Origin of the sequence: Planomicrobium sp. CPCC 101110 (assembly GCF_007859395.1) — a bacterium.
GTDB lineage: Bacteria > Bacillota > Bacilli > Bacillales_A > Planococcaceae > Planococcus.
This window is the reverse complement of the sequence record NZ_VOHD01000006.1, coordinates 152918-175626: the sequence shown is the minus strand read 5'-3', so window position 1 is coordinate 175626 and position 22709 is coordinate 152918. Positions and strand designations below refer to the sequence as shown.

At 40.9% G+C, this 22709-nt stretch carries 25 protein-coding genes; 7 read left to right on the top strand and 18 right to left on the bottom strand.

What is annotated here, in order from left to right; genetic code table 11:
- Positions 1-630 precede the first annotated feature (630 nt).
- From FQV30_RS08725 to FQV30_RS08705, 4 genes are all read right to left on the bottom strand, one after another.
- Positions 631-882, bottom strand: coding sequence for a hypothetical protein (locus FQV30_RS08725; protein WP_146499775.1), 252 nt, complete (start codon positions 880-882; stop codon positions 631-633).
- A gap of 109 nt (positions 883-991) precedes the next feature.
- Positions 992-1342 (bottom strand): nuclear transport factor 2 family protein, encoded by a 351-nt coding sequence (locus tag FQV30_RS08715; RefSeq protein WP_146499773.1) that lies wholly within the window; start codon positions 1340-1342, stop codon positions 992-994.
- A gap of 185 nt (positions 1343-1527) precedes the next feature.
- Positions 1528-1902 carry a YciI family protein gene (locus tag FQV30_RS08710; RefSeq protein ID WP_146499772.1) on the bottom strand — a complete coding sequence of 125 codons (375 nt, stop codon included), beginning with the start codon at positions 1900-1902 and terminating at the stop codon, positions 1528-1530.
- Positions 1903-1982: 80 nt separating this feature from the next.
- Positions 1983-3236, bottom strand: coding sequence for an RNA polymerase sigma factor (locus FQV30_RS08705; RefSeq protein WP_146499771.1), 1254 nt, complete (start codon positions 3234-3236; stop codon positions 1983-1985).
- Positions 3237-3937: 701 nt separating this feature from the next.
- Between FQV30_RS08705 and FQV30_RS08700 the strand changes: the two genes are divergently transcribed.
- From FQV30_RS08700 to FQV30_RS18200, 4 genes are all read left to right on the top strand, one after another.
- A complete protein-coding gene (locus FQV30_RS08700) occupies positions 3938-4435 on the top strand; it encodes a DUF4825 domain-containing protein (RefSeq protein WP_146499770.1) in 498 nt (165 codons plus the stop codon).
- A gap of 228 nt (positions 4436-4663) precedes the next feature.
- Positions 4664-4903, top strand: coding sequence for a hypothetical protein (locus FQV30_RS08695; protein ID WP_146499769.1), 240 nt, complete (start codon positions 4664-4666; stop codon positions 4901-4903).
- Positions 4904-5164: 261 nt separating this feature from the next.
- Positions 5165-5635, top strand: a complete 471-nt coding sequence (locus FQV30_RS08690; protein WP_146499768.1) for a hypothetical protein — start codon at positions 5165-5167, stop codon at positions 5633-5635.
- Between the two features lie 373 nt (positions 5636-6008).
- Positions 6009-6140 carry a hypothetical protein gene (locus FQV30_RS18200; protein ID WP_255473374.1) on the top strand — a complete coding sequence of 44 codons (132 nt, stop codon included), beginning with the start codon at positions 6009-6011 and terminating at the stop codon, positions 6138-6140.
- A 337-nt stretch (positions 6141-6477) separates the two neighbouring features.
- Here the strand turns inward: FQV30_RS18200 and FQV30_RS08685 are convergent, their stop codons facing one another.
- The 3 genes from FQV30_RS08685 to copZ all read right to left on the bottom strand — a co-directional run bounded on the left by FQV30_RS08685 (position 6478) and on the right by copZ (position 9194).
- The gene (locus FQV30_RS08685; protein WP_304608845.1) at positions 6478-8619 is read right to left on the bottom strand and encodes a copper-translocating P-type ATPase; all 2142 of its coding nucleotides are present in this window, start codon (positions 8617-8619) and stop codon (positions 6478-6480) included.
- A 152-nt stretch (positions 8620-8771) separates the two neighbouring features.
- Positions 8772-8921, bottom strand: a complete 150-nt coding sequence (locus FQV30_RS08680) for a heavy metal-associated domain-containing protein (protein ID WP_146499767.1) — start codon at positions 8919-8921, stop codon at positions 8772-8774.
- Between the two features lie 69 nt (positions 8922-8990).
- Complete coding sequence (gene copZ / locus FQV30_RS08675) at positions 8991-9194, bottom strand: copper chaperone CopZ (protein ID WP_146499766.1); 204 nt, start codon at positions 9192-9194, stop codon at positions 8991-8993.
- 520 nt (positions 9195-9714) lie between these two features.
- Between copZ and FQV30_RS08670 the strand changes: the two genes are divergently transcribed.
- From FQV30_RS08670 to FQV30_RS08660, 3 genes are all read left to right on the top strand, one after another.
- Entirely contained in the window at positions 9715-9915 is a 201-nt protein-coding gene (locus tag FQV30_RS08670) for a cold-shock protein (RefSeq protein WP_036810671.1), read from the top strand.
- A gap of 279 nt (positions 9916-10194) precedes the next feature.
- Entirely contained in the window at positions 10195-11064 is an 870-nt protein-coding gene (locus tag FQV30_RS08665; protein ID WP_146499765.1) for a pentapeptide repeat-containing protein, read from the top strand.
- Between the two features lie 226 nt (positions 11065-11290).
- Positions 11291-12154 carry an RCC1 domain-containing protein gene (locus FQV30_RS08660; protein WP_255473373.1) on the top strand — a complete coding sequence of 288 codons (864 nt, stop codon included), beginning with the start codon at positions 11291-11293 and terminating at the stop codon, positions 12152-12154.
- Positions 12155-12439: 285 nt separating this feature from the next.
- On the opposite strand, the gene FQV30_RS08655 is transcribed toward FQV30_RS08660, so the two are convergent.
- The 11 genes from FQV30_RS08655 to FQV30_RS08605 all read right to left on the bottom strand — a co-directional run bounded on the left by FQV30_RS08655 (position 12440) and on the right by FQV30_RS08605 (position 22694).
- Positions 12440-12862: a hypothetical protein gene (locus tag FQV30_RS08655; protein ID WP_146499763.1), complete on the bottom strand. Its 423-nt coding sequence runs from the start codon at positions 12860-12862 to the stop codon at positions 12440-12442.
- Between the two features lie 114 nt (positions 12863-12976).
- Positions 12977-13264 (bottom strand): hypothetical protein, encoded by a 288-nt coding sequence (locus FQV30_RS08650; RefSeq protein ID WP_146499762.1) that lies wholly within the window; start codon positions 13262-13264, stop codon positions 12977-12979.
- A 901-nt stretch (positions 13265-14165) separates the two neighbouring features.
- Positions 14166-14810 carry a vWA domain-containing protein gene (locus FQV30_RS08645; RefSeq protein ID WP_146499761.1) on the bottom strand — a complete coding sequence of 215 codons (645 nt, stop codon included), beginning with the start codon at positions 14808-14810 and terminating at the stop codon, positions 14166-14168.
- 81 nt (positions 14811-14891) lie between these two features.
- The gene (locus FQV30_RS08640; protein WP_146499760.1) at positions 14892-15884 is read right to left on the bottom strand and encodes a macro domain-containing protein; all 993 of its coding nucleotides are present in this window, start codon (positions 15882-15884) and stop codon (positions 14892-14894) included.
- 33 nt (positions 15885-15917) lie between these two features.
- Positions 15918-16787 (bottom strand): HD domain-containing protein, encoded by an 870-nt coding sequence (locus FQV30_RS08635; RefSeq protein WP_146499759.1) that lies wholly within the window; start codon positions 16785-16787, stop codon positions 15918-15920.
- Between the two features lie 127 nt (positions 16788-16914).
- The gene (locus FQV30_RS08630) at positions 16915-17433 is read right to left on the bottom strand and encodes a hypothetical protein (protein ID WP_146499758.1); all 519 of its coding nucleotides are present in this window, start codon (positions 17431-17433) and stop codon (positions 16915-16917) included.
- A gap of 41 nt (positions 17434-17474) precedes the next feature.
- Positions 17475-18647: an ABC transporter permease gene (locus FQV30_RS08625; RefSeq protein WP_146499757.1), complete on the bottom strand. Its 1173-nt coding sequence runs from the start codon at positions 18645-18647 to the stop codon at positions 17475-17477.
- Positions 18647-19318: an ABC transporter ATP-binding protein gene (locus FQV30_RS08620; protein WP_186725629.1), complete on the bottom strand. Its 672-nt coding sequence runs from the start codon at positions 19316-19318 to the stop codon at positions 18647-18649. The genes FQV30_RS08625 and FQV30_RS08620 overlap by 1 nt, the downstream gene beginning before the upstream one ends.
- 11 nt (positions 19319-19329) lie before the next feature.
- Positions 19330-20202, bottom strand: coding sequence for an efflux RND transporter periplasmic adaptor subunit (locus FQV30_RS08615; RefSeq protein WP_146499755.1), 873 nt, complete (start codon positions 20200-20202; stop codon positions 19330-19332).
- Between the two features lie 469 nt (positions 20203-20671).
- The gene (locus tag FQV30_RS08610) at positions 20672-21970 is read right to left on the bottom strand and encodes a sensor histidine kinase (protein WP_146500355.1); all 1299 of its coding nucleotides are present in this window, start codon (positions 21968-21970) and stop codon (positions 20672-20674) included.
- A gap of 43 nt (positions 21971-22013) precedes the next feature.
- On the bottom strand, positions 22014-22694 hold the full coding sequence (locus tag FQV30_RS08605; RefSeq protein ID WP_146499754.1) for a response regulator transcription factor: 681 nt from the start codon (positions 22692-22694) through the stop codon (positions 22014-22016).
- Positions 22695-22709: the final 15 nt, after the last annotated feature.

The following is a 22709-nucleotide window of genomic DNA, read 5'->3' as shown; positions in this document are numbered from 1 at the left end:
ACTATTTTTCATGATTAATGGAAATTATACTATTAGTGATTGGGATAACGGCCTTGAGAATTATGAGCCGCTTTCAGATATGGCCGTATTGTATGCCTTCTTGGAAGAGCTGAATAACTCAAAACCTCTATCCTATGAACAAAACTCCGACCCGATCGGAGACTCCCAGAATAATGAGGAATACAAAGAGCTGACTGTTCACTTGGATGACGGTTCAAGGATCCGCCTAACTCTACTCAAGGATGGATATATCTATTACGGGTTTATGGGTGTATAATTTGAAATGAATCAAAATGCGTTTGCCATAATGTGGAGCCTACTTCAGCAACAGCACTATGGAATACACGAATGCGTTTCCACACTAAGCGGTCGCATATGTACTTTTTAGGAAAAAATAACAAAGGGAGAGAAGATGTGCCTTATTGGCTTCTTCTCTCCCTTCTATTTTTGTAGTTTCAAATAATCCTTCATATGTAAACTGAAAATTATGAAGCACGTTCAGTATAACGATTTTGGACCTCTGTTTTCATTCCGGGGGTAATCGATTACTAAATTCTTGACAGATGATTTCTAGATAAAATTGAAAATCATTGTATAAAATTCGATTCTTCCTATTGAAATAGTTCTGAATTATAGTTTACTGAATCCTGTTCCAATTATTAGTAGATAAGCTATTCCCAACATAGTAATGTTTGATAAGGTGCCTATAAAAACATACCAAAATTCTTTGGAGGCCAAAGCAAACCCTATCCCTAATAACGAAATTAAACCAATTATGATTGCATCGATTTCATCATCTATTGGTAAAAAGAAGAAAATCACACTTATTACTGCTGCAATTATTGATAAATATCCTAAGATATTTCTTTTATTTTTCTTCATAATGATTTCCCCCTACCAACCCTGACTCCATTATTTTAGGTTAAAGATACCTTTTCCGGATTGTATATCTATTGGCAAGGATGAATGTTCGTGTGTTATAAGCCAAGACTCATTTATTTTTTTCAAACAAAATGTGAACCGGTCGAATTTTCTCTTCAACATTGTCTTTATATGCAGCGTACGTAACAGCACAATGAACAAAAGCAACATCCCTATTTTCCACGATAGTCACGTCGTTAAAATCTACATTCAGTAAATATCCGTCTTCATTCAGTTCATTAAACCAACCTACTACACTTTCTCGCCACAAAGAGATCCCCTGAGACTCCCACCTTCCCCAACAATCGTAAATGTGTACATCGTCAGCATAGGCAGATAAAAATTTTTCAGCATTTTTCTCATGAACAGCATCTTTGTAATTTTTAAGCATGTCCTCAACTCTAAGAATTGCATTTGCCATAAAATCACCCCCTTAATAAAAGTTGCCTATCAGAAAAAAGAAACTATCTGTCAGATTCATTGCATGTACTTCCCGTTAAGTTGGACGTATATTGGTTGGTTTCACAGTTTTACAGCCACACTGACCCACTTCAGAGTCAGTGTGTAAACCATTATGAATGACAAGAGCTACTTTATTAAGCTCACTTATTTATCATTCTTAAAGTAATGAACGGGACGAACCTCGATACGCCATCCCAACTCTTCTCCTTTGTCTACTTGTGTAGTCGGATGAATAGAGGCTAATTCAATCGCCTCATCCATATCCTCGGCTTCAAAAACGAATATACTGCCAATTAGCTCTTTCGTTTCTGTGAACGGTCCATCTGTTACGACAACTTTATCTTTAATACGCTGCAAATTCTTCATTTCTGACTCCAGACCGGCATCAAGCAGTACCTTACCACTCTCATAAAATTTCTGAATATGCGGTTGGCATTCTTCCATCACTGCCTCAATCTCTTCTGTCGGGCGTGCATTCATTTTCTCAGGGTTGAAATACCCCATACATAAAAACTGCATGATCATCTCTCCTTAATTACTCATATTTTGTTTCTATTAATACAACGATCAGCAAAATGAAAAATCGACAAAACTAATTTTCATTCCATACAATTTCTAACTTGTTTCAATAATAATTTTTGTTCTTGAACATTTTGCGTTAGCAAAGAAGCCCGCTGAAATTCTTCCATTGCTTCCCTCTTTCTTCCGAGCTTCAAAAGAAAATTACCTTTTACACTTGGAAGTAAATGATAATTCTTCAACTCTGGTTCCAACAGTAAAGAATCAACAATCTCCAACCCTGCTAATGGTCCATAAACCATTGATACGGCAACTGCTCGATTCAATTCAACGACTGGCGAAGGAGAGATTTCAGAGAGAGCATCGTAAAGAGCAGAAATTCGCTCCCAATTTGTTTTCTCTGGCGTTTCTGCTATTGCATGGCAAGCAGCTATAGAAGCTTGCAATGCATATATACCAAGTGTGCCTCCCGAGTCTTCTGCTTTTTTTAAAGAGTTTACCCCCCTTTTGATGTGTTCCTGATTCCACAAAGAGCGAGTTTGATCCAGCAGCAAAATCATTTCGCCTTCAGTATTCGTTCGTGCTTTAAACCGGGATATTTGTATTTCCATTAGAGCAACAAGACCATAAACTTCCGGTTCTGTATGAATGAGTTTTGCAAGAGCTCTTCCCATTCTTAACGCTTCATTACTAAGATTCATTCGAATTAAATTATCGCCCGAAGAAGCCGAATACCCTTCGTTGAACATAAGGTAGATTACTTCCAACACTGAAGAAAGCCGTTCCGCATAAGCACTCTTTTGCGGGACTTCAAATGGAACATTGGCAGCAACAAGCGTTCGTTTTGCCCGAACTATTCGCTGCGCAACCGTTGGTTCAGGCACGAGAAACGCATTTGCTATTTCTTCCGTCGTCAGGCCCCCAAGAAGTCTCAGCGTAAGAGCAACACGTGCATTTTTAGACAATATCGGATGACATGTCATAAAAATTAGCCGCAATAAATTGTCCTTAATATCTTCATCAAGGTGTTCAATCACATCAGGCTCGTAATGCTCGTTCATTTGATAAGCCATTTGTTCATATTTTTGATCCAGACTTTTTTTCCGACGAAGCGTATCAATAGCTTTCCTTTTTGCCACAGTCATCAACCAGGCACCAGGATTATTTGGAATACCCCTAATTGGCCAGCTTTCAAGCGCTTTAATCAGTGTGTCATGCGCAACATCTTCGGCTATACCGATATCCCCAACTACCCGCGTTATAGAAGCAACTATAATAGCTGATTCTGCTCTCCAAACTGCTTCAATCTTTTGACGGATGAAAAGCTCATTCATATACTTACTCCTCCTGTCTCCGAAGAATTCTCACCTCTATAAAGTCAACGAATGAAATTTGGTTTTATCGACATTTTTTTTGAACTTTTATCTTCTTATTTTTAGAAAAGCCTTTTCTTCTTTTAGGACTAAACCATTCAAATCTAAATTTTTTAAAAAAATTCAAATGCTAAGGCAAGGTCCTGGATATTACAAATAAAACCCTTCGCATACTCGTATTTACTTTAACACAAATGATTAATTATTCTGTTAATTGTTAAAGTGCGAAAGATTTTTTATGGTAAGGAACGAAAGAGCTAGCTTTCTAGAAGAACATTTTAATTAGCATTTTTCTTCATACACCAATCTAATATTTCCGATTTAGTATCTCATTTAAATTTTATTATTTAAGTTTTTAAATCCTTATTCATAAACTTGAACAATGACTGATAGTTAAACTTAGACATTCTACAAGCATGTAATGAAAAGTAAATATTATAAAATTATTTTACTTATTCTAAGTTAGCGTTCATAAGAGTATACTTACACGAACGAAAAGAAGGAGAGGATTCGTTATGAAGTCTCTTCCCTACGATAATCTCATATTATATTACATTCATTTCTAATAAAGTATTCCATTAAAGTTCCTATCTTTTTTTAAAAATGAAACTTTATGAAAATTAAATTGGTATAGTAAGGGCAAGCATGTTCCAGAAGGAGGAATGAAATTGAATCGAGCAATTGATTTTTTATTTATTTCATTATTTGTCCTGGTTTTTTTAAGTGGTTGTATTTCAAATGCGAAAAGTGCAGAAGCTGATTTATTTAGCTATAAAGGTTCATATGTAGGGGATAATAGTGCCGTAGTTAATACGGTTATCCAGTTGAAAGGTGCTGAACACTTTAGTGGAGTTGCACTTCAAACAAAGGAAGAACCATATGGGATAATTATCGATTATGATTGGGCAGCCTCAGAAGAAGATGAGCAAAAAACAGTTATTCATAATGCCTCCTATTTATTTGCATTGATCCAAAACGTGGACTGGGTAGTTCTAAATTTTGAAACAGCAGAAGGTGTGAAAGAGTTTAAAATCACAAGAGAAGAATTGGAAAGCTGGTACAACTTAAAATTAAGCGAAGTTGAGAATGAAGAGAAACTAACAGAGCTTATACAAACTCATTCAGAAGATGCTGAGGAGATAGCGCAGCTTTTAAAGTAAAGGCTCTAGTCCATATACATTAACGAGAAAGCCTTTTAAGCAGAAGGCTTTTATTATGCCTCTTATTATATATTTTACCCAATTTGAAAGTAACTTACTTGCTAATAAGTTACTTTCAAATTCAATAGAGAAATTCCCTTGCATATCTGTATTTCAGAAAAGATAAAACCTCGCTGGAAATAATTTGGTATAGTAGCCACATATAATTTAAAGCAAGGAGAGAGGCCAATGTTCACAGAGAAAATGCATCAGTACGAAACTTTAATTTTGGTTATTAGCGCTGCCTTAGGCGTAATATTGATGAGTTTTTATGAAAATGATTATACTAATACCCTTGCTATTCGACTGGCTTTATTCTCTCTTTTTGTCTTTCTTTTTACCGTTGCATTCAACCGAAGAGAAGGTAAATTGACTGTTTCAGTGGTGACTATTTTATATATTTGCCTTTTTTTATATTGGTTTAAATAAGTTTAATAATTAAAAAAATGCCTTCATAAAGCAAAGTTCTGAATGTAACTTACTTCACATTTAGTTACATTCAAAATTTAAAAAATTTATTCGTTAAGCTCTATAAACTGAGTGAGTTTGTAAAATGCTTCTGATAATTGAAACTCTTCATTTTCAAAAAGGGTTATAAGAGGATTTTCCTGAAGCATGGCGAACTGGTTAGTGAGTCTGAATTGAATATTTGCAACGAACTGCTCACTGCATACATTTGGAGGGACAATTATGAAGCTGAAAATGAACAGAAAAGATTTATTGACCAACGATGATATATGGAATGCTGTTATTACTGTGATTAGTGAAAAGGATTTCCCATTTGAAAGCAAGAGAGTCAATGAAACGTGGGTTGTATATCATTATTATTCAGAGCTTGAAAGCGGCGGTCATGAGATGCTTCTCCATTGGCTAGGAGATTATATCAAGGAAGTTGGGATCCAACAGTATCAGAAAGAACTTATAAACATCCTGGAAAAGATTGGCGCTGCTGATTATGCCGTCGTTGAAATGACTTACCTTGAACAATTGTGGCAACTGTACCAAGCCCTGGAAGAGAATGAAATCGAGGAAGAGAAATTTTACAGCAAGATAGAATCCGCGGATAGTGCGTATTACGCACAGGATGGGAAGTTAGGAACTTTGTTAGAAAGTTACTTTATAGAAATACATACTGACTTGATCAATATAGTGGAAGATTAATGAGTTTATGCAAATGGGAGAAGTATACCAATTATTCAACGGCACGACGACATTTGAAATTTCCAATTCATAGACATAAGAGATTATTCAAAATGATTCGATTGATGAAACAGCCCAATACATTGTAGCGTTTTTAGCTTCCCATGAATTATCGAGTAGCTCCTGATTGTTCAGGAGTTTTTTCTCGGATTAAATGCGCGAGAATTGGGTAAAAATCCTTTAGTTCGACTTGATATACTACTACGTCACTGAAGGAAAGAGCGTGCACGTTATGAAATTGAACTATATTAGAAATTTATTGCAGCTTTCGTGCACCTTCATTTTTTCTTCTATCAGTCATTCCTTCACGATTGGGGTGCAGGAAACGCTAACAGTGAAGTGCCTAAAAGGGACGTTCATACTGGAAGTGACCTCCAGTGAAAATCAGCAAGTCCAACATTATACGCCGGCTGATCAAGCAGCGGAAGCCCTCTATCAACGAATTCGTACCATTAAAGCGAACTGACTTCTTTAGAACAGGGGACAGTTCATTTTTTGCTATATTCGACCACTTATTCCGGCATTTGTAATTAATAGAAAGTGTTTGTAAAAGTAGACTTATACAGACAAAAGGGGAAAAGCAATGCTGATCAGCATTGCTTTTCCCCTTTTGTGTATTGCTATTAGAATACCTACTACTTCTAATAATCCCTCATATGTAAACTATAAAACTATGTTTAATTAACCAAAGGCTTCAAACCTCCGTTTGACTTTAATCTAATACAAAACTGTGCCCCCCAAGGCTAAAGAAAATTCAACTTGTGGGAGGCAGCATTTCTCATGTGCAACTACTAAACACTGTATTAAACAGATTTATGCTTCAGTCTTAATGCCATCGCGTTGACCGCAACGATCACAGTAGACACGGACATCAGAAAAGCGCCGACTGCAGGCGCTAATGTAATACCGATAGAAGCTAAAACACCGGCCGCTATGGGAATGGCAATAAAGTTATAGCCGGCTCCCCAAATTAGATTTTGTTTCATTTTGCTGGTCGTTTTGTTAGCCAGTTCGATAAAGGATGCGATATCTCCCGGATTTGACTGCGTCAATATTACATCAGCGGAATCAATCGCTACTTGTGTTCCGGCTCCAACTGCAACCCCGACGTCTGCCATCGCGAGGGAAGGGGCATCGTTTACTCCATCGCCGACCATAATCACTGTTTTCCCTTGATTCTTCAGTGATTCAACTAGATCATATTTATCTTGCGGGGATTGATTAGCTCTGTATTCTATGCCCAGTTCCTCAGCCACCCCTTGAGCGGCAGTTTCATTGTCACCGGTAGCCATAAACGGCTGTATATCGTTCTGTTTCAATGCTTGTATCAAAGCTTTGCTCGATTCTTTTAATTCATCACCTAATGCAACCGTGCCGATGGGTTTTCCATCTTCCACCAGAATACTTAATGTGGCACCTTTCGGAATTTCAACTGCCAAGTCCTTTCCAAATGCCTTTTGACTGATCAATTCATATTTACGGCCCTTGGCATTCCCTTCCACCCCGGCACCCGTGACAATATCAATCGAATCGAAACGGGCAGGCTGAATCCCCTGATTTTCAGCGTAATGGACAATAGATTGGGCAATCGGGTGGCTTGACCCGCCTTCGATCCCTCCCATAAGCGCTGCGATTTCTGATTCAGTATATTGTTCAGCCAGCGTTTCCATCCTCAATACTTTAAATTCTCCAGTGGTCAATGTGCCTGTTTTATCCAGTATCATGACATCTGCCTTGTTTGCCAGTTCCAACGCTTCCCGGTCTTTTACCAACAGCCCGCGACTTGCACCTAAACTGGTGCTTCGTGCAATCACTAAAGGAATGGCAAGACCGAGCGCATGCGGACAAGCGATAACCAACGTCGTAACCGTAAAAAGAATGGCTGTTTGAATGTCTGCGATGTACAGCCATACGACAAAAGCAATGACGGCCGCTGCAATTGCGATATAAAATAGCCAGCCGGCTACTTTTTGAGCTAGATTTTCAGCTCTGGAAGGCTGATCTTGAGCCTGTCCAATCAAGGCTTGGACTTGGGAAATGAAGGATTGGTCGCCTGTTTCCTGCACTTCCAGATACAAAACCCCTTCTCCGTTCGTAGAACCACCGATTGCTTTGTCTCCGATTCCTTTTTCAATGGGTTTGGATTCGCCTGTCAGCAAGGCTTCATTGATCCGCGAGGCTCCACGTTTGATGATGCCATCGGCAGGGACATTTTCACCGGCCTGGACACGTACAAGGTCTCCAACTTTTAAATTGGTTACCGGACGCGTCTCGATCGAATCGTCTTCCAGCACCACATGCGCATCTTTCGGCACTAATTCAGCGAGCGATTTTTGCGCGTCCCCCGCTTCTCCGACAGCTTTCATTTCAATCCAGTGGCCCAGAAGCATGATTAACAGCAAAGAAGCAAATTCAAAGAAAAAGTCCATGACGTGTGCGCCGGTTACATAGCGTGCTGCCACTGCGTAAATACTATAAACATACGAAACGGAAATCCCTAGAGAAACAAGGGCCATCATACCCGGAGCTTTTTGCTTGAATTCGGCTACTGCACCTTGAAAGAAAGGTTTTCCGCCATAAACCAATAAGATGGTTGCCAGTACAGCGACTAAAATGTCCGAGTACAAAAAAGTGAATTGAAAAGGAAGCCTAACGTCCATCATTGGCGACAATAACAGAATGATGATACCAATTGGCAGCGACTTCAGAAAAATTTCTTTGAAGTTCCCATGGTGCTGATGGTGATTATGTTCACCGTGATCATGGCCCTTCCGCATGTCATGACCACCATGATCTTGGTGATCTTGGTGCTGGGAAGGATTGCTGTAATCATGAATGCCCTCTTCTACTTGCGCTTCATGATAGGCATGTCCAACATGTTTCGAATGGTCCATCTTACTGTGATCTACCTGTTCATGGTGATGATTTTTCCCATTCCTTGCCATTAAGAACGCCTCCTTCGAAATGGTTACTTCCTTATGCCATATATCCCTACTTACATGATCACCTATGAGAATAACCTATGGATTCATTAACACTTGCGTCGCCGTTCTGTAAGTCTTTAGTTTGAAATTTTTTCGCTTCATCTTGATGCATCCTATTGAGTCGATGACTTTTCAAATGCCAAGTTGACATCCTCCTGTACAACGCTTGCCATCTTATTGATGCCTTTTTCAATCCGTTTGGCGCAGGTTAGACGCGTCATTGTGGTAATTTGGAATTTTTCTTCTTTTAACTCAATAGCCATTATAAATCTCCCAGAATACTCCTCGGGGGTATATTTCATTTAAAAGCAAAGAGTGCTGCGAAAGCACTCTTATACAACGTCATACCCTTGGTCTTCGATTGTTTCTTGGATTTCACTTAATGAAGTTTTGCTGGTGTCATACTCTACTGTTACTTCGCCCTGATCAAGGTTCACTTTTACAGAAGAAACTCCTTGAAGTTCGCCAACACTTGATTCAACTGCATTTACACAATGGCCGCAAGACATGCCTTGTACTTTTAATGTTTCATTCATTAGTTTTGCCTCCTCAATTATTATTTGTTCCCACTTTATCATACCCCCTTAGGGTATATCAACTGTTTTGCTTACCTTTTATTTTGTCATGGTTCTCAAAACATCCATCAGTTTATGGATTGCTTCTTCGCCTTTATTTTCTTTGACGGTATTGCAAATGCATATTTGTATTTTTCTATATGTTATGCACATGAAATTTTTATAAAATAAAAAAGAAATACAGATTGCTGGGCAACCTGTATTTCATTTCACTCCTCTTCTATATAAATAAATACTTTATTTTTGTAGCTAATGCTTCTGATAATTCGGGATATGTTAACCTAGTGCATATACCTAATACAAACTATTTAAGTAATTGAATCGATGCTCTTTGCTTTCCATTTTATCGAATATCTGTTATTCTAAAAAAGAATTATTTTTGTTCGTTTTCAGATTGAGAATAAAGTTTGTTTTTCGTCTAAGGTATTTGAGCAAGGGTAGTAACACATTGTGTGGATAGCCGCACTAGGAGGCAACAATTATGGAACAAGGTACAGTTAAGTGGTTTAATGCAGAAAAAGGTTTTGGATTTATCGAGCGTGAAGCAGGAGATGACGTATTCGTACATTTCTCAGCAATCCAAAGTGAAGGTTTCAAATCTTTAGACGAAGGTCAAAATGTAACGTTTGAAATTGAACAAGGACAACGTGGCCTACAAGCTACTAACGTTCAAAAAGCTTAATAATAGCTAAAAAAAAGACCCTACATGTGTAGGGTCTTTTTTTTATGTGCTTAAATTTGGGGTCAACTACTTCCGTGAACTGATTTTATCATATGGAATGAGAGATACTTTATAACTAATACTTAATTAACCGTTCGTAAAAGTACACCTTATCAGACATTTTGATTAATGCATCGCTATAATGAATAAAGAACTGTTGTTAGAGATTTGCTTTATTGAATTAAACTAACAGATAAACAAAAATGTCTCTTGAAATTTATCGGAAAAGGAAGAGTGCCCATGACTTCAACTCAACCAATTGAACCGATACAAGCAAAAGAAATTAGAGCGAGTTTGAAAGCAGATTGTTCTCAGTGTTTCGGTTTGTGCTGTACTGCACTCAACTTGATGGCTTCTAGCGACTTTGCAATCAATAAGCCTGCAGGAGTACCCTGTCCAAATTTACAGGATGATTTTCGTTGTCAAATCCACAGTGAATTGCGTGAAACCGGCTTTAAAGGGTGCACAGTCTTCGATTGCCTTGGCGCCGGCCAAATAATTGCACAATCTACATTTGGTGGACAGAGCTGGCGAACAAAGCCCGAGAACGCCGAGAAGATGTTTATGGCGTTTCCCGTTATGGAACAGCTGTTTGAAATGATCGCCTTTGTCGCAGAAGCGTTATCCTACAAACTCAGCCCCTACCTAAAGCAGGAACTGACAAATCAGTTAGATTTACTGCAAAGACTGACAAAACTCAGTGCTGATGAGTTGCTGAACCTGGATTTGATTTCGTATCGCTTTACAGTCAGTGAGCTCTTAGTAAAGACCAGTACAGAAATTCGAAATCAGGCAGCAAACAAAGCGGCTAAACGGAATGGTAAACGCGAATTGGAGCAACGGGGCGAAGACTGGATGGGTAAGAAATTAGCTGGCCAAGACTTGAGAGGAACAAATCTAAGAGGTGCTTATATGATTGCAGCTGATTTGCAAAAGTCCGATTTAAGAGGTGTCGATTTTATCGGTGCTGATTTACGGGATGCCAATCTAAATGGAGCGAACCTCTCTACAAGTCTTTTCTTGACGCAGATGCAAATCAATTCAGCAAACGGCAATAGGGAAACGCACTTGCCTGATCATTTGGATCTTCCCTCTCATTGGATAGCATAATCAAATGTTCATCAATAAAATGGTTATATTCATACACTACAGGAAGATCAAAAGCTTGCGGAAAAGCTACTTGATCTTCCTTTTGTTTTTGGAATACTCTTAATATGGAATTAAAAATCTATGTTAAATTTTAAAAATATTAAAACAAAACAATAGGATAGAATAAACAGGTCTTGTCATCAAAAAATTAAATTCAGATAGTTTTTTCAAGAGGAGAGGAAAAAGAGTGAAACAGCAACAGAGAGATTCTATATCGGCGGGTCGACGTCATACTGTTGGACTTCGTTCAGATGGCACCGTGACAGCTGCAGGTGATAACAAATACGGCCAATGTGAGGTCAAAGACTGGCACAACATTGTGGCAGTCTCGGCCGGCAGTGTTCACATGGCCCCAAACTCGGGAAATGCCCATACAGTTGGGCTTCGATCGGACGGAATCGTGACAGCAGTGGGATGGAATAACAATGGGCAATGCGACTTAAATCACTGGCGGGGTATTGTAGCGGTTGCTGCGGGTTGGCGTTGTACAATCGGGCTTCGATCGGATGGCACAGTGGTTGCAGTCGGACGAAATAATGAGGGTCAATGCAATGTCAGTGACTGGCAGGGTATTACGGCGATCGCTGCGGGAGATTGGCATACCATCGGTCTTCAATCAGACGGGACAGTGACAGCTGCCGGGACTAATCGGTATCGTCAATGTGAAGTAAGTGAGTGGCGTGACATTGTAGCGGTAGCTGCAGGTTATCTGCACACCATTGGCCTAGAAACGAATGGCACCGTGTTAGCTACGGGTGACAATAAGCTTGGCCAATGCCAGGTCAGCGATTGGCAAGATTTACTAGCGGTAGCTGCAGGCAGTAAACATACCGTTGGTCTTCAAGCAGACGGAACGGTCGTTGCGACTGGGTGGAATAAATATGGCCAATGCAATGTTACGGAGTGGTCTGATATAGTCGCGATAGCTGCAGGCTGTAGCCATACCATCGGAATTAGATCAAATGGGACGGTCGTCGCTGTTGGGGATAATGAGTATGGTCAATGTAATGTTCGTGATTGGAATGGAATCGACCAGATCAATAACCAATGAATCAAAGATTAAAGTACCTTTTTCTAAATAAAGCGTCCTTAAATACACTTAAACGAAAAGAAGGAAGGAAAGAAGCCACAACCTTATGCTTCTTTCCTTCCGATAACCTCATGATATGTAAACCTATTTCGTTTAAAAACTCTTACTTTGAAGCCGTTGAGAATAACCTTTTGAATGTATCTTTTTTCTAGTGAAATCAGTTTTTTTGATTTTCATAAAAAGCCTTTGGAATTAGGGATGTGAATGTAACTTAATTAGGATTATGTTACATTCAAATTAACCAATTCAATTAATTTCAGGTCTTTTTAATATATACCTCGGTGCTGGTCCAAATCCTTGCTCAGCTTCAAAATAGGCTAATTCACCAGGAACGCACAAAATGAGGGAAGGAAAACCAAAACCGACAGCCTGTTCCAAAGCTTCTTGCAGCGGTAGTTCTTTTCCATCTATCTTTTCATTGTAAGACAGGGAGTAGCACTTTTTTTCAGCTCCGTTTTTTATAAGCAGCTTGTAAATGTCTTGTGGGTCGGAGTTAGGCGGTGGAATTTCGACCATGTATTTCCCCTTCAACATTCTATGATATTCATGACAAAGCCGATTTAAAGCATGATCTCTTTTCTTTGATGAAAACAATTCATGAAGCACTCTTTCCCGAACGTTTTTTTCAAAGAAAGATTTCACAATCAGTTCTTCCATTTCCTTCTTCATTTTGCTTCCCTCCTATCCTATTTTTCTTGTTAAGCCTTTTCTAATTCAAGCTCTTCCGAATGTAACTTAATTTTCTATTAAGTTACATTCAGATTGACTAATCAATCTTCCTTTTTATAACTTTTGACTAATCATTTCCTTGAACTTTTTACGTGCAATTGAATTATGTAACACTTTTTTCAGTTTCCTCCTGGAAGTCAAATAGGCTTGTAGTTCATGATCATTTTTAATAAGTTGAACAAGAGATGGAGATTCAGAGACAAGTTGTTCAAACCAATACTTTTTTTGAAGTTGGCTTAAGTTAAATTCGATTTTCTGATCTTTAGAAAGAAGACTATATTTTATTCTCTCAAGAATTGACTTCAAAAGCTCCCAGAGACTTTCTGCACCTACATCTATCATTATTTTTATCTCCATTTTCTATTTATTTTGCTTAAAACTGAATGTAACTTAATTCACAATAAGCTACATTCAATCTCTTACTAAGCTCGTTATATACTAATGAGAAACATCATAGTTAATATTGCGGTAAGTAAAGAGCTGAAAAAATATACATTTTTTGTCCTTTCTCTGAATTCGGTATATTTAAATGGTGAATCTCGTAGTAACAACGAATAGGAGAGTAGAATCAGAAAAATCACGAAGCTTCTCATAGCGTCAGTAGCATTTAAATTAGTGAGAGGCCCGTGAATGTTTTCGGTCAAATAAACTATACAAAGAAAAAATATAGAATTTAAAAAGAAAAGATATAAAAAGTATTTCAAATGTGCCATGTTGGAAATAACTCCCTTAGTTAAAAATTAAATTTTAGCTTTCTTAATTATAATTTTTTGCTATTTCATTCTTAATAAAACCTGAATGTAATTTAACTGCACTTAAGTTACATTCACTTTCAAACATCATCTACATTTAGATTATCATTAATATTCCTAATATGTAGATGGAATAATTACCTTTGCTTTCTCGAATAAAAGCGTTCGTAAAAGTACACTTTTACGAACGCTTCAAAAGAGCTGAAAAGCGGCAAACATAGCGTTTGTAAATGTATCCACACACTTTACGAACGTTCACAAATTCACTGACACTTTTGCGAACGCATTTTATAGAAGGCAAGGGCTATTCCCCATTAATTAAGTTATTTGGAGGCTCAGGATGCGGTGATGATGAATTTAAAAGAAGGCTTCGAATTCCTGTCGTTCTCGCTTTTTCCTGTACAAGGCAAGTAATCAACAGATAAAAAACGCTTGGATCACCAAGCGTTTTTTCTTTTGATATAATGTTGTCTTTCTTGACGAAAAGGCAGTTACTTTCGCTTATCGTAATCCGCTTCGATGTCTTTTTTCCAGTTGCGTTCCAGTGTCGCCCCTTTTCGGATTGAAGAAATGGTTTCGCTCATGACTCTGTAGTTCAGTTCGGTGCCCTTTTCGTCTGCGTGGTAATCGACCGCAAAATCTTCATCTATTCCGAACTTGCCGGCAGTTGAGATGGCATCGATATTCGCGCCCATAAAAATAAATTCCCAATTGTATTTCTCTTTTTGGCTGGCGATCATGGTTTTGATTTTATGGTAATTGAATTCGCGGCTGGCGTTTTCCATGCCGTCTGTCGTAATGACGAAAATCACTTTTTCCGCGCGGTCTTCTTCCCGCGTCCGCTTTTGGGCATTGCCGATCTTTTGGATCGCAGCGCCGATGGCATCAAGCAGCGCCGTCGTGCCGCCCACTTCGTATTCCCTTTCGGTGATCGGCGATACGCTTTTCACCGGGATGCGATCGTGGAGCAGTTCAGATTGATGGTTGAACAATACGGTCGTTACCGTCGCATCGCCTTCCTCGCTTTTCTGCTTTTTCAGAAGTGCGTTGAACCCGCCGATTGTGTCCGCCTCGAGCCCCGCCATCGAGCCGCTTTTGTCGAGAATAAAAACCAGTTCCGTTTTGCTGTTTGCCATTTTGTATTCCTCCTTAAGCAAGTCTTAACACCTTAAGGATAGCTTTTAAAATCGCCTTGCTGGTCGCTTCGAAAGCGACAATTACGCACCAAGAAGCATTTGGTCATAGACAAATAACGCTTCATTGATCTCAAAAATGTTGTAGTTGTTTCTTTCGATGAAATACCGCACGATAACGTCGAATTTGCTGCTGTTGGAAAGCGCATATCCCGCCGTATTGAGCAGTTCGTTTGTTTTGTCAAGGTCCAGTTGGAGTGCGATGGCAAAAGCGACGATGGTCTTTTTTTGCGGCGTGTACGTTTTTGAATTCTTGATTTTATTGAAAAGCTTGCGGTCGATATTCGCTTTTTTGTAAGTTGCGACATCCGTCATCCCTTTTTCATCGATAAAACGGAGCAACCGCTCAGAAAACGATTCATCAATCTGCCCGAGTATATCTTCCAAGCTTCGGTCCTGCAGAACCTCAAGCTGGCTTTTCGGCGCCAGCTCTGATTGCATTTCAGCATACCGGCGGTCCCTTTTTGAAAAAATCATTGTTTGTTCATCGACATAATGCTCATCGATGTATTCATCGATTGAATTGAAAAGTTTTTCACTTAAGCGAAACGCTTTTTTATCGAAAACTACGATGTAGGCGAGCATTTCATGCTCCATCAAAAAAGCGCTGATTGCAGAAACTGCGACCTGCAGCGCCTGTTCTTTCGGATAGCCGTAGATGCCGGAAGAAATAAGCGGAAAAGCGATCGATTCATATCCATTGTCCGATGCAAGCTTCAAAGAGTTTTCGTAGCATGACCGCAAAAGCCTTTCTTCGTTTTGGCTGCCGCCGCGCCATATCGGACCCACTGTGTGGATGATGGATTTCGCGTCTAACCGGAAACCTTCCGTTATTACTGCGCCCCCGACCGGACAATGGCCGATTTTATCGCACGCCGCCTGCAGTTCCCTCGCGCCAGCAGCTTGGAAAATGGCGCCGCATACCCCGCCCCCCATCTGGAGTCCAGAATTTGCAGCATTGACTATGGCATCCACTTTCATTTTCGTGATATCGTTGCGGACAATTTCTAATGGCATGAGAGTTGGCTCCTTCTGATTCGATTTTTCTTGTCAAAGGTTTTTGCGGTTCTTTAAAAAATACTTGAAAAACACTTCATCCGGCCAGGCCAGCCGGTGCTTCAACTCACTCAAAAAAGCCAAAATCCGAAATGGCCCTTCCGTATTCCAGTCGAATTCAATGCCCTTTCTGTGCAAAAAATTCCACAGCGGCTTTACAGCGCCATAGTTCCGATTGCTGTATACATTCCGACTGCTGGCGGCAACCTCTTCTGCGAATTGTTCGATCCCCCGATTTTTCAATGCAGCATATTCAAAATCATCCACTACATAGGCGCACTGAAACAAAAGCCCGATGTCCCGGTTGGTCATTTTTTCAATACCTACAAACAAGAGGTATACTTCCCTTTCAAACTCCCGCAAAAAAGGAACATCTTCATTTCTGTCTTTCAACGCTTCAACGATACTCATGTAATACCACGATTGATCCCGTTTCCCGCGATTGAAGCGTGACCATACTGCATCGCCGTTTTTGTTGACATCCTGCTGAATTGAACGCAAGTTATGTAATTTGTCTGCCAATATCAGGGCGAGTTCTTCTTTTGAACGTCCATCAAGCGCATCCACCGTATGCTGTTTCCGTTCTTCCCAAGGAAGCGCCTTGTCCGGTTCAGATGCAGCACGGACCAAGCGATAGACTTTCTCCCCGAACAATTCCAGCAATTCCTCTTTTGTTGTGTCAGTGTCTTCCAATGTGTCGTGCAGCAGCCCTGCCGCAACCACTTCTTCCGGTTGCCTTTCGGCTTGCAGCATCATTGCCACTGCAAATGGATGAGTGATGTAAGGTATATTTGTCGATTTGCGCACCTGCCCAGCATGCTTGATAGCTGCGAACTGAATCGCATTGTCGGTCAACCGGCTCATTGTTCAGCCTCCCCAGTAACGTTTTGATTGAGATAATTGTAGCATAACCGGCAAGATTTCCGGGCAGATGAAAAGACAGAACAAAAAGTGTGCCCATTTTATGGGCACACTCCTTTCAAAGGGGTATTCAAATGCTGGTTTTTGAAGAAGCAATTTTCTCTCCACCCTCTTCTTTGGTTTTCAATCGAGTGATTAAAAACGCAGTAACCAATAAGAGCATGAAAGCCAGCAGCAGCCATGAGACAAAAGCTGGCATCAGTTGAAATGCCAGTGCTGACCAGGCGAAAAACAAAGCGGTTGGACTAGCTGCACGAAGCACTCTATAAAGGGTTTTAGTAAATCCTGTCTGGTATAAAGGCGTGGCTTCAAGCAGGAAAATAAACGGGTTGCAAAAGGTGCCGAAAGCGAGCGGAATGACAGCGTACAACGGTAGCTTTGCCAGAGTAGCCAGCTCCACCAAAAGGACCAGTCCGATTGAAAAAGCCTGCAAGATAAAATCCAAGTGCGCTGCTTTCAACTTTCTCGCATTCGTGAAAAATTGCTTTACATGCGGATTATTCAAGTAAAAGACGGCTCCGAGTGGCAATGATAAAAGAAGACCGACCATAAACAGGAAGGTTGCCCAATGCACGAGAAAATCATTCATTCTCCATCACTCTCCATTTGCTTTGGATATCTGCAAAGTGTTCAAACACTTCTTAAAGCATCGATCGGGTGCAACTTTGATGCTTTTCTTGCGGGCGCAATCCCGAATACGATTCCGATCACTGTGGAGAAGCCAAGCGCCAGCAAAACCGTTGAAAAAGACAAGGAGAAGCTGACGCCAATCAGTGAACACACAGTAAAGGAAAGCAATGTGCCGCTCAGCAAGCCCAGAATCCCGCCGATTGATGACAGAAATACCGCTTCGAGCAAGAATTGCTGTTGGATTCTTCTCGGTTCCGCGCCCAGCGCTTTCCTCAATCCGATTTCAGTGGTCCGCTCCGTCACAGAGACAAGCATCATGTTCATAATTCCGATGCCCCCCACTATAAGTGAAATGGAAGCAATGCCGCCGAGCATGAGAGAAAGCATAGTCGTCATCTGATTGATGGATGCTAACATGTCTTGCATATTCATGACGGAAAAGCCTTCTTCGTTATAGTTGAACGCTTCATTCAAAGCAGCTTCAATATCACTCGTGATTTTTTGGGATTCTTCCGCATCAGCCATATAAACATCTACATTTTTAATATATCCTGTACCCAGCAATTTCATCGATGCGGTATAGGGCACAATTACCGCATCGTTTGTAGAACTGCCTGAAAAAGAGTTTGATTCTTGCAATGTGCCGATTATGGTAAAGCTGACTCCTCCAATCACCAGCTTCTGGCCGATCGGATCTTCACCAAAAAACAAGTCTTTGGCTATTGCGGATCCAATGAGACCCACTTTGTTTTCACTCTCGATATCCAAAAGGTTGATGCCGCGCCCCGTATCCAGAAGGTCTTCTGTTTTTGAAAAATACACATCGCTTTTCCCTTGTACAGTTATATCTTTTTTTTCAATTCCATCAGCAGCGACAGATGCAACACCAGAAACAGTAGGGGAAACGCCTGCAATATTTTCAATCTCCGAAAGCCTCTGGATATCGCTGTCCAGAAGTCCTTGTTTCAACGGTGTCCCCATAACGGATACAGTGATTTTATCAGCGCCAAAAGAAGCGAATTCACCCGTCATTTCACTGGTGGCCCCTTTGACGATAGTGATGAGCGCGATGATGGAACCGACTCCGATGACAATTCCGAGAATTGTCAATGCCGAACGCATTTTATGATGGATGACATTCGTCCAGCTCATTTTCAGGTTTTCCTTGAACATCAGGCATGCTCCTCTCTCAGCCGGCCGTCGAGAATATGGACAATGCGGTCCGCATTTCTCGCGATATCCTGGTCATGCGTAATCATAATAATCGATTTCCCTTCCTTATTGATTTCATGAAAAAGCTCCATGATTTGCTGCCCCGTTCTTTGGTCGAGAGCTCCAGTCGGTTCATCGGCCAGAAGTATAGTGGGCTCTGTGACCATCGCACGGGCAATCGCCACCCGCTGTTGCTGTCCGCCGGAAAGCTGATTTGGTCGGTTGTCCATTTTTTCCGCTAATCCCACTCTTTCTAACATTTCCTCTGCCCGCTTTTTTCGGTCCTTTTCAGAAATCCCCGCATAAATAAGCGGCAACTCTACATTTTGCCTGGCACTTAAACGAGGCAACAATTGAAATTGCTGGAAAACAAAGCCGATTTCCTTGTTGCGGATTGCTGCCAGTTCGCTTTCATCCAGCTCATCGACTTTTTGACCCGATAAGCTGTAATCACCGCTCGAAGGTGAATCAAGGCAGCCGATCATGTTCATCAAAGTGGATTTTCCGGAACCCGACGGACCTAAAATTGCGATAAAGTCCCCTTTTTTGACAGTCAGGCTGACGTTTTGGAGTACAACTTGTTCCTCATCCCCCAGGAAATACGATTTGCTGATGTTTTGCATATTTAGTATTTGCCCGGCCATTATTGTTCCTCTCCCCGCATAGAAGCTGCCGCCTGCGCTTCCTCGTTGTCTGTATACATTACGCTATCCCCGGCAGAAATACCGCTTTTGATTTCAACTACCGTCCCATCATTGATCCCTGTCGAAATATATTTCTTAGTAGGCAAACTCTGTTCTGACGGCAACAGCACATAAGGTTTGTCGCTGCTGTCAAATTGGATCACTTTTATCGGCAAAGTTGTCACTTTTTTTGCTTCTTCTTTTAATATTTTCGCTTCCGCACTCATTCCTATTCGCAGTTCTTCATCTTTTGCAAGGTCGATAGTCGCTGTAAAATAAGATATGCCATTTTCGTTTGCCGCTTCTTTTGAAAGTTCCGATATGGAGCCTGCTATTTCTTTATCCAGCGCATTAATTGTGACATTGACTTTCCGGCCTTCTTCCAGGAATTTCAAACTATATTCATCGACTTTAACATTTGCCTGCAAATCGGAATAGTCAACAATTTCAAGCAACTCTATGCCAGACATCAATTCCGCGTTTTTCTCCACTAGGACTTTTGAAATTTCCCCATCCACTGACGCCTTTATTTCTTCTCCCATTGCCGTCATCAATAAAACATCTCCTGTTTTGACCTTGTCTCCTTCTTTCACTTGGATCTCACTGATCTGCATCGCTTTTTCGCTCATTACAGTTTCCCTGTTCTTAGCTTCAATCACTCCGGCAAAACTATAAAAAGTGGCAATATCTCCTGTTTCAGCAACCGCTTCTTGGAAAGCCCCTGTCCCCTTTGGCATGAAAACAGCGGCAACTGCTAACGCTGCGACCAAAATTCCGGCAAAACTCCAAACCACCAGCTTCTTTTTGCTTTTGTTCTTCTGCTTTTTGTTCATTTTCTTGCCCTCCTGTGTTTGTTGTAGCCTTACTATAAAATCTCATTGTGAACTGAATATGAACTTTAGGGAGAAATAGCAAAACTTTAAATTTGCGTTGTTTCATGTAAAACTACACATGCTACCATCCCACCTCCATCCAAGTAAGGACCATCAACAAAAAAGAAAAAGCGGCAAATACAGTTATGCTGAGGATTCCGCTCCAGGAGAGTGCGGAATCTTTTAAAAGAATGAAAAACGCATAAAGGATAGCAAGCAGGGCGAAGATGGAAAGGATCCTTCGAACTATCACTTCCATTTCGATCAAGGCTATCAAGCTGGAAAGAATGAGCGACAAAATTATAATCCGTCTAGCATTCATACCTGTTCCCCTTTGGATTTGTTCTATTGAAGCCACTATAATCGGCAAATATGAACTCAGTATGAATCGTGAACAAAAAAAGAGAAAGGGCCGGAGCCCTTTCTCTTCTTAGTTATTCCACTGTACAGGCAACACAACTGTGAATTTCGCCCCGCCCTTTGGCCCTTCTGAAACATGGATTTTCCCATGGTGCAAATCGACGATTTGTTTTACGATCGACAAGCCGAGGCCGTTTCCTTTTACAGCCGCGTCACGGGATCTATTCACTTTATAGAAGGGTTTGAAAATATCCTTCCGTTCTTCTAAAGGGATTCCCATACCGCTATCGGCAAACGATATGGAGATCGAGTTATAGCCGGATGAAGCTTTGATGCTGATTTCCCCATGTGCAGGCGTAAATTTAATGCTGTTGTTTAGGAGATTTGTCCATACTTGTTTGAGCTGGTCAGCATCCGCTTCAATCACAGCCGCCTCCAACTGGATGTTTAAAGCTAAATCCTTTACAGACCATTGCGGTTCGGAACTAATGATAACGTCGCGCAATTGTTCGTCCAACCGGAAAACCGTCAATTTCAATTGATGCTGGGAATGCTGCAAATGGGACAGCCGAAGCAGATTTCTGCCTAAACGCGACAAGCGGTCGCTTTCCTGCTCGATAATGTTCAAGTAACTGATTCTTTTTTCTTCACTTATCTGTTTTTGCTTTAACGCTTTTGAAAATCCGGATATTGATGTCAACGGCGACTGGATTTCATGGGAAACGTTGGCTACAAACTCTTGGCGCATTTGGTCGAATTGCTGGAGCTCCCGCGACATCTCATTGAAACTTGCACTCAATATGCCAATTTCGTCTCTCCGCTTGGTGGGAAGGACAACGTCAAAATTGCCATGCGCCATCTTCTTCGTCGCTTCTGTCAGTTTGATAAGCGGATGTACCACATAGCGGGCAGCAAAGATGATCAATAAGCTTCCAAAAAATAAAATGACAATATACATGATATGAATGGAATCCATGATTTCCGCTTCAACTGCATTTGGCTCCACCGTTAAAAATAGCGCATATTGCTCGCTTTCATCCTGGAAAGGTATTCCTACAATCGGATAATGGCTGTCCCTGTCATGGAGATTATCCGAGATCCCACCGGCAAGCACCGTTTCAATATCGGAATTGCTTACATCCATTTTACTGTCCAGAAGCGCATCACCTTCCAGATTGTAGAGCTGAAGGCGGGTTCCGGCAGTTCCGTTAAAAGCCTCCATATAAGAGTGCGCGTTATCCGCATTGGTAGTACGGTAAATTTCAATCACCTTCTCGGCATTTTCGATCAAGATATTCCGTACTTCATCGTGGATCCGCCCTTGGTACATCATATTGGTTCCGATATAGGCAATAACTAGGCTTAACATAACAATACTGACGAAAATGACGACAATGCGTGTATAAAGTGATTTAATCCTGATACACCTCCAGACGATAGCCAAGGCCGCGGATTGTCACTATTTTAAAATCCGATTCGTGTCCGGCAAACCGTTCCCGGAGCCGTTTGATATGAACATCAACCGTCCGCTCATCACCTTCATAATCCAACCCCCATATTTGCTCGATGAGATGGTCCCGCGTAAACAATTGGTTTGTGTAGCTCCCCAACTTATACAGCAGTTCGAATTCCTTCATTGGAATGGTCACCCGTTTGCCATCTGTGTAAATAACCTGGTATGTTTTGCGGTCCAGCACGATAGATCCGAGCCTGATGACATTGGATGCATTAAGGCGGTAACGTTTTAACAAAGCTTTGACCCTTAATACCAATTCCACTGGATCAAATGGTTTCACCAGATAATCATCAGTTCCCAGCTTGAACCCCTTTATCCTGTCTTGTGCTTCTCCTTTTGCAGTAATCATCAGTATCGGCATCTCATCCAGCTCACGCAGTCCACTGCACAATTCCCAGCCATCCACCTTCGGCATCATGATATCAATAATCGCCAAATCAACCGGCTGGTTCTCTGCGTATGCCAATGCATCTTCTCCATTCGATTTTTCAATAACCTCAAAGCCTTCATCTTCAAGATACAGCCGTACAAGCTCCCGAATATGCGCTTCATCGTCAACCACCAGAATTTTTGGCAATTGACTCCCTCCTTT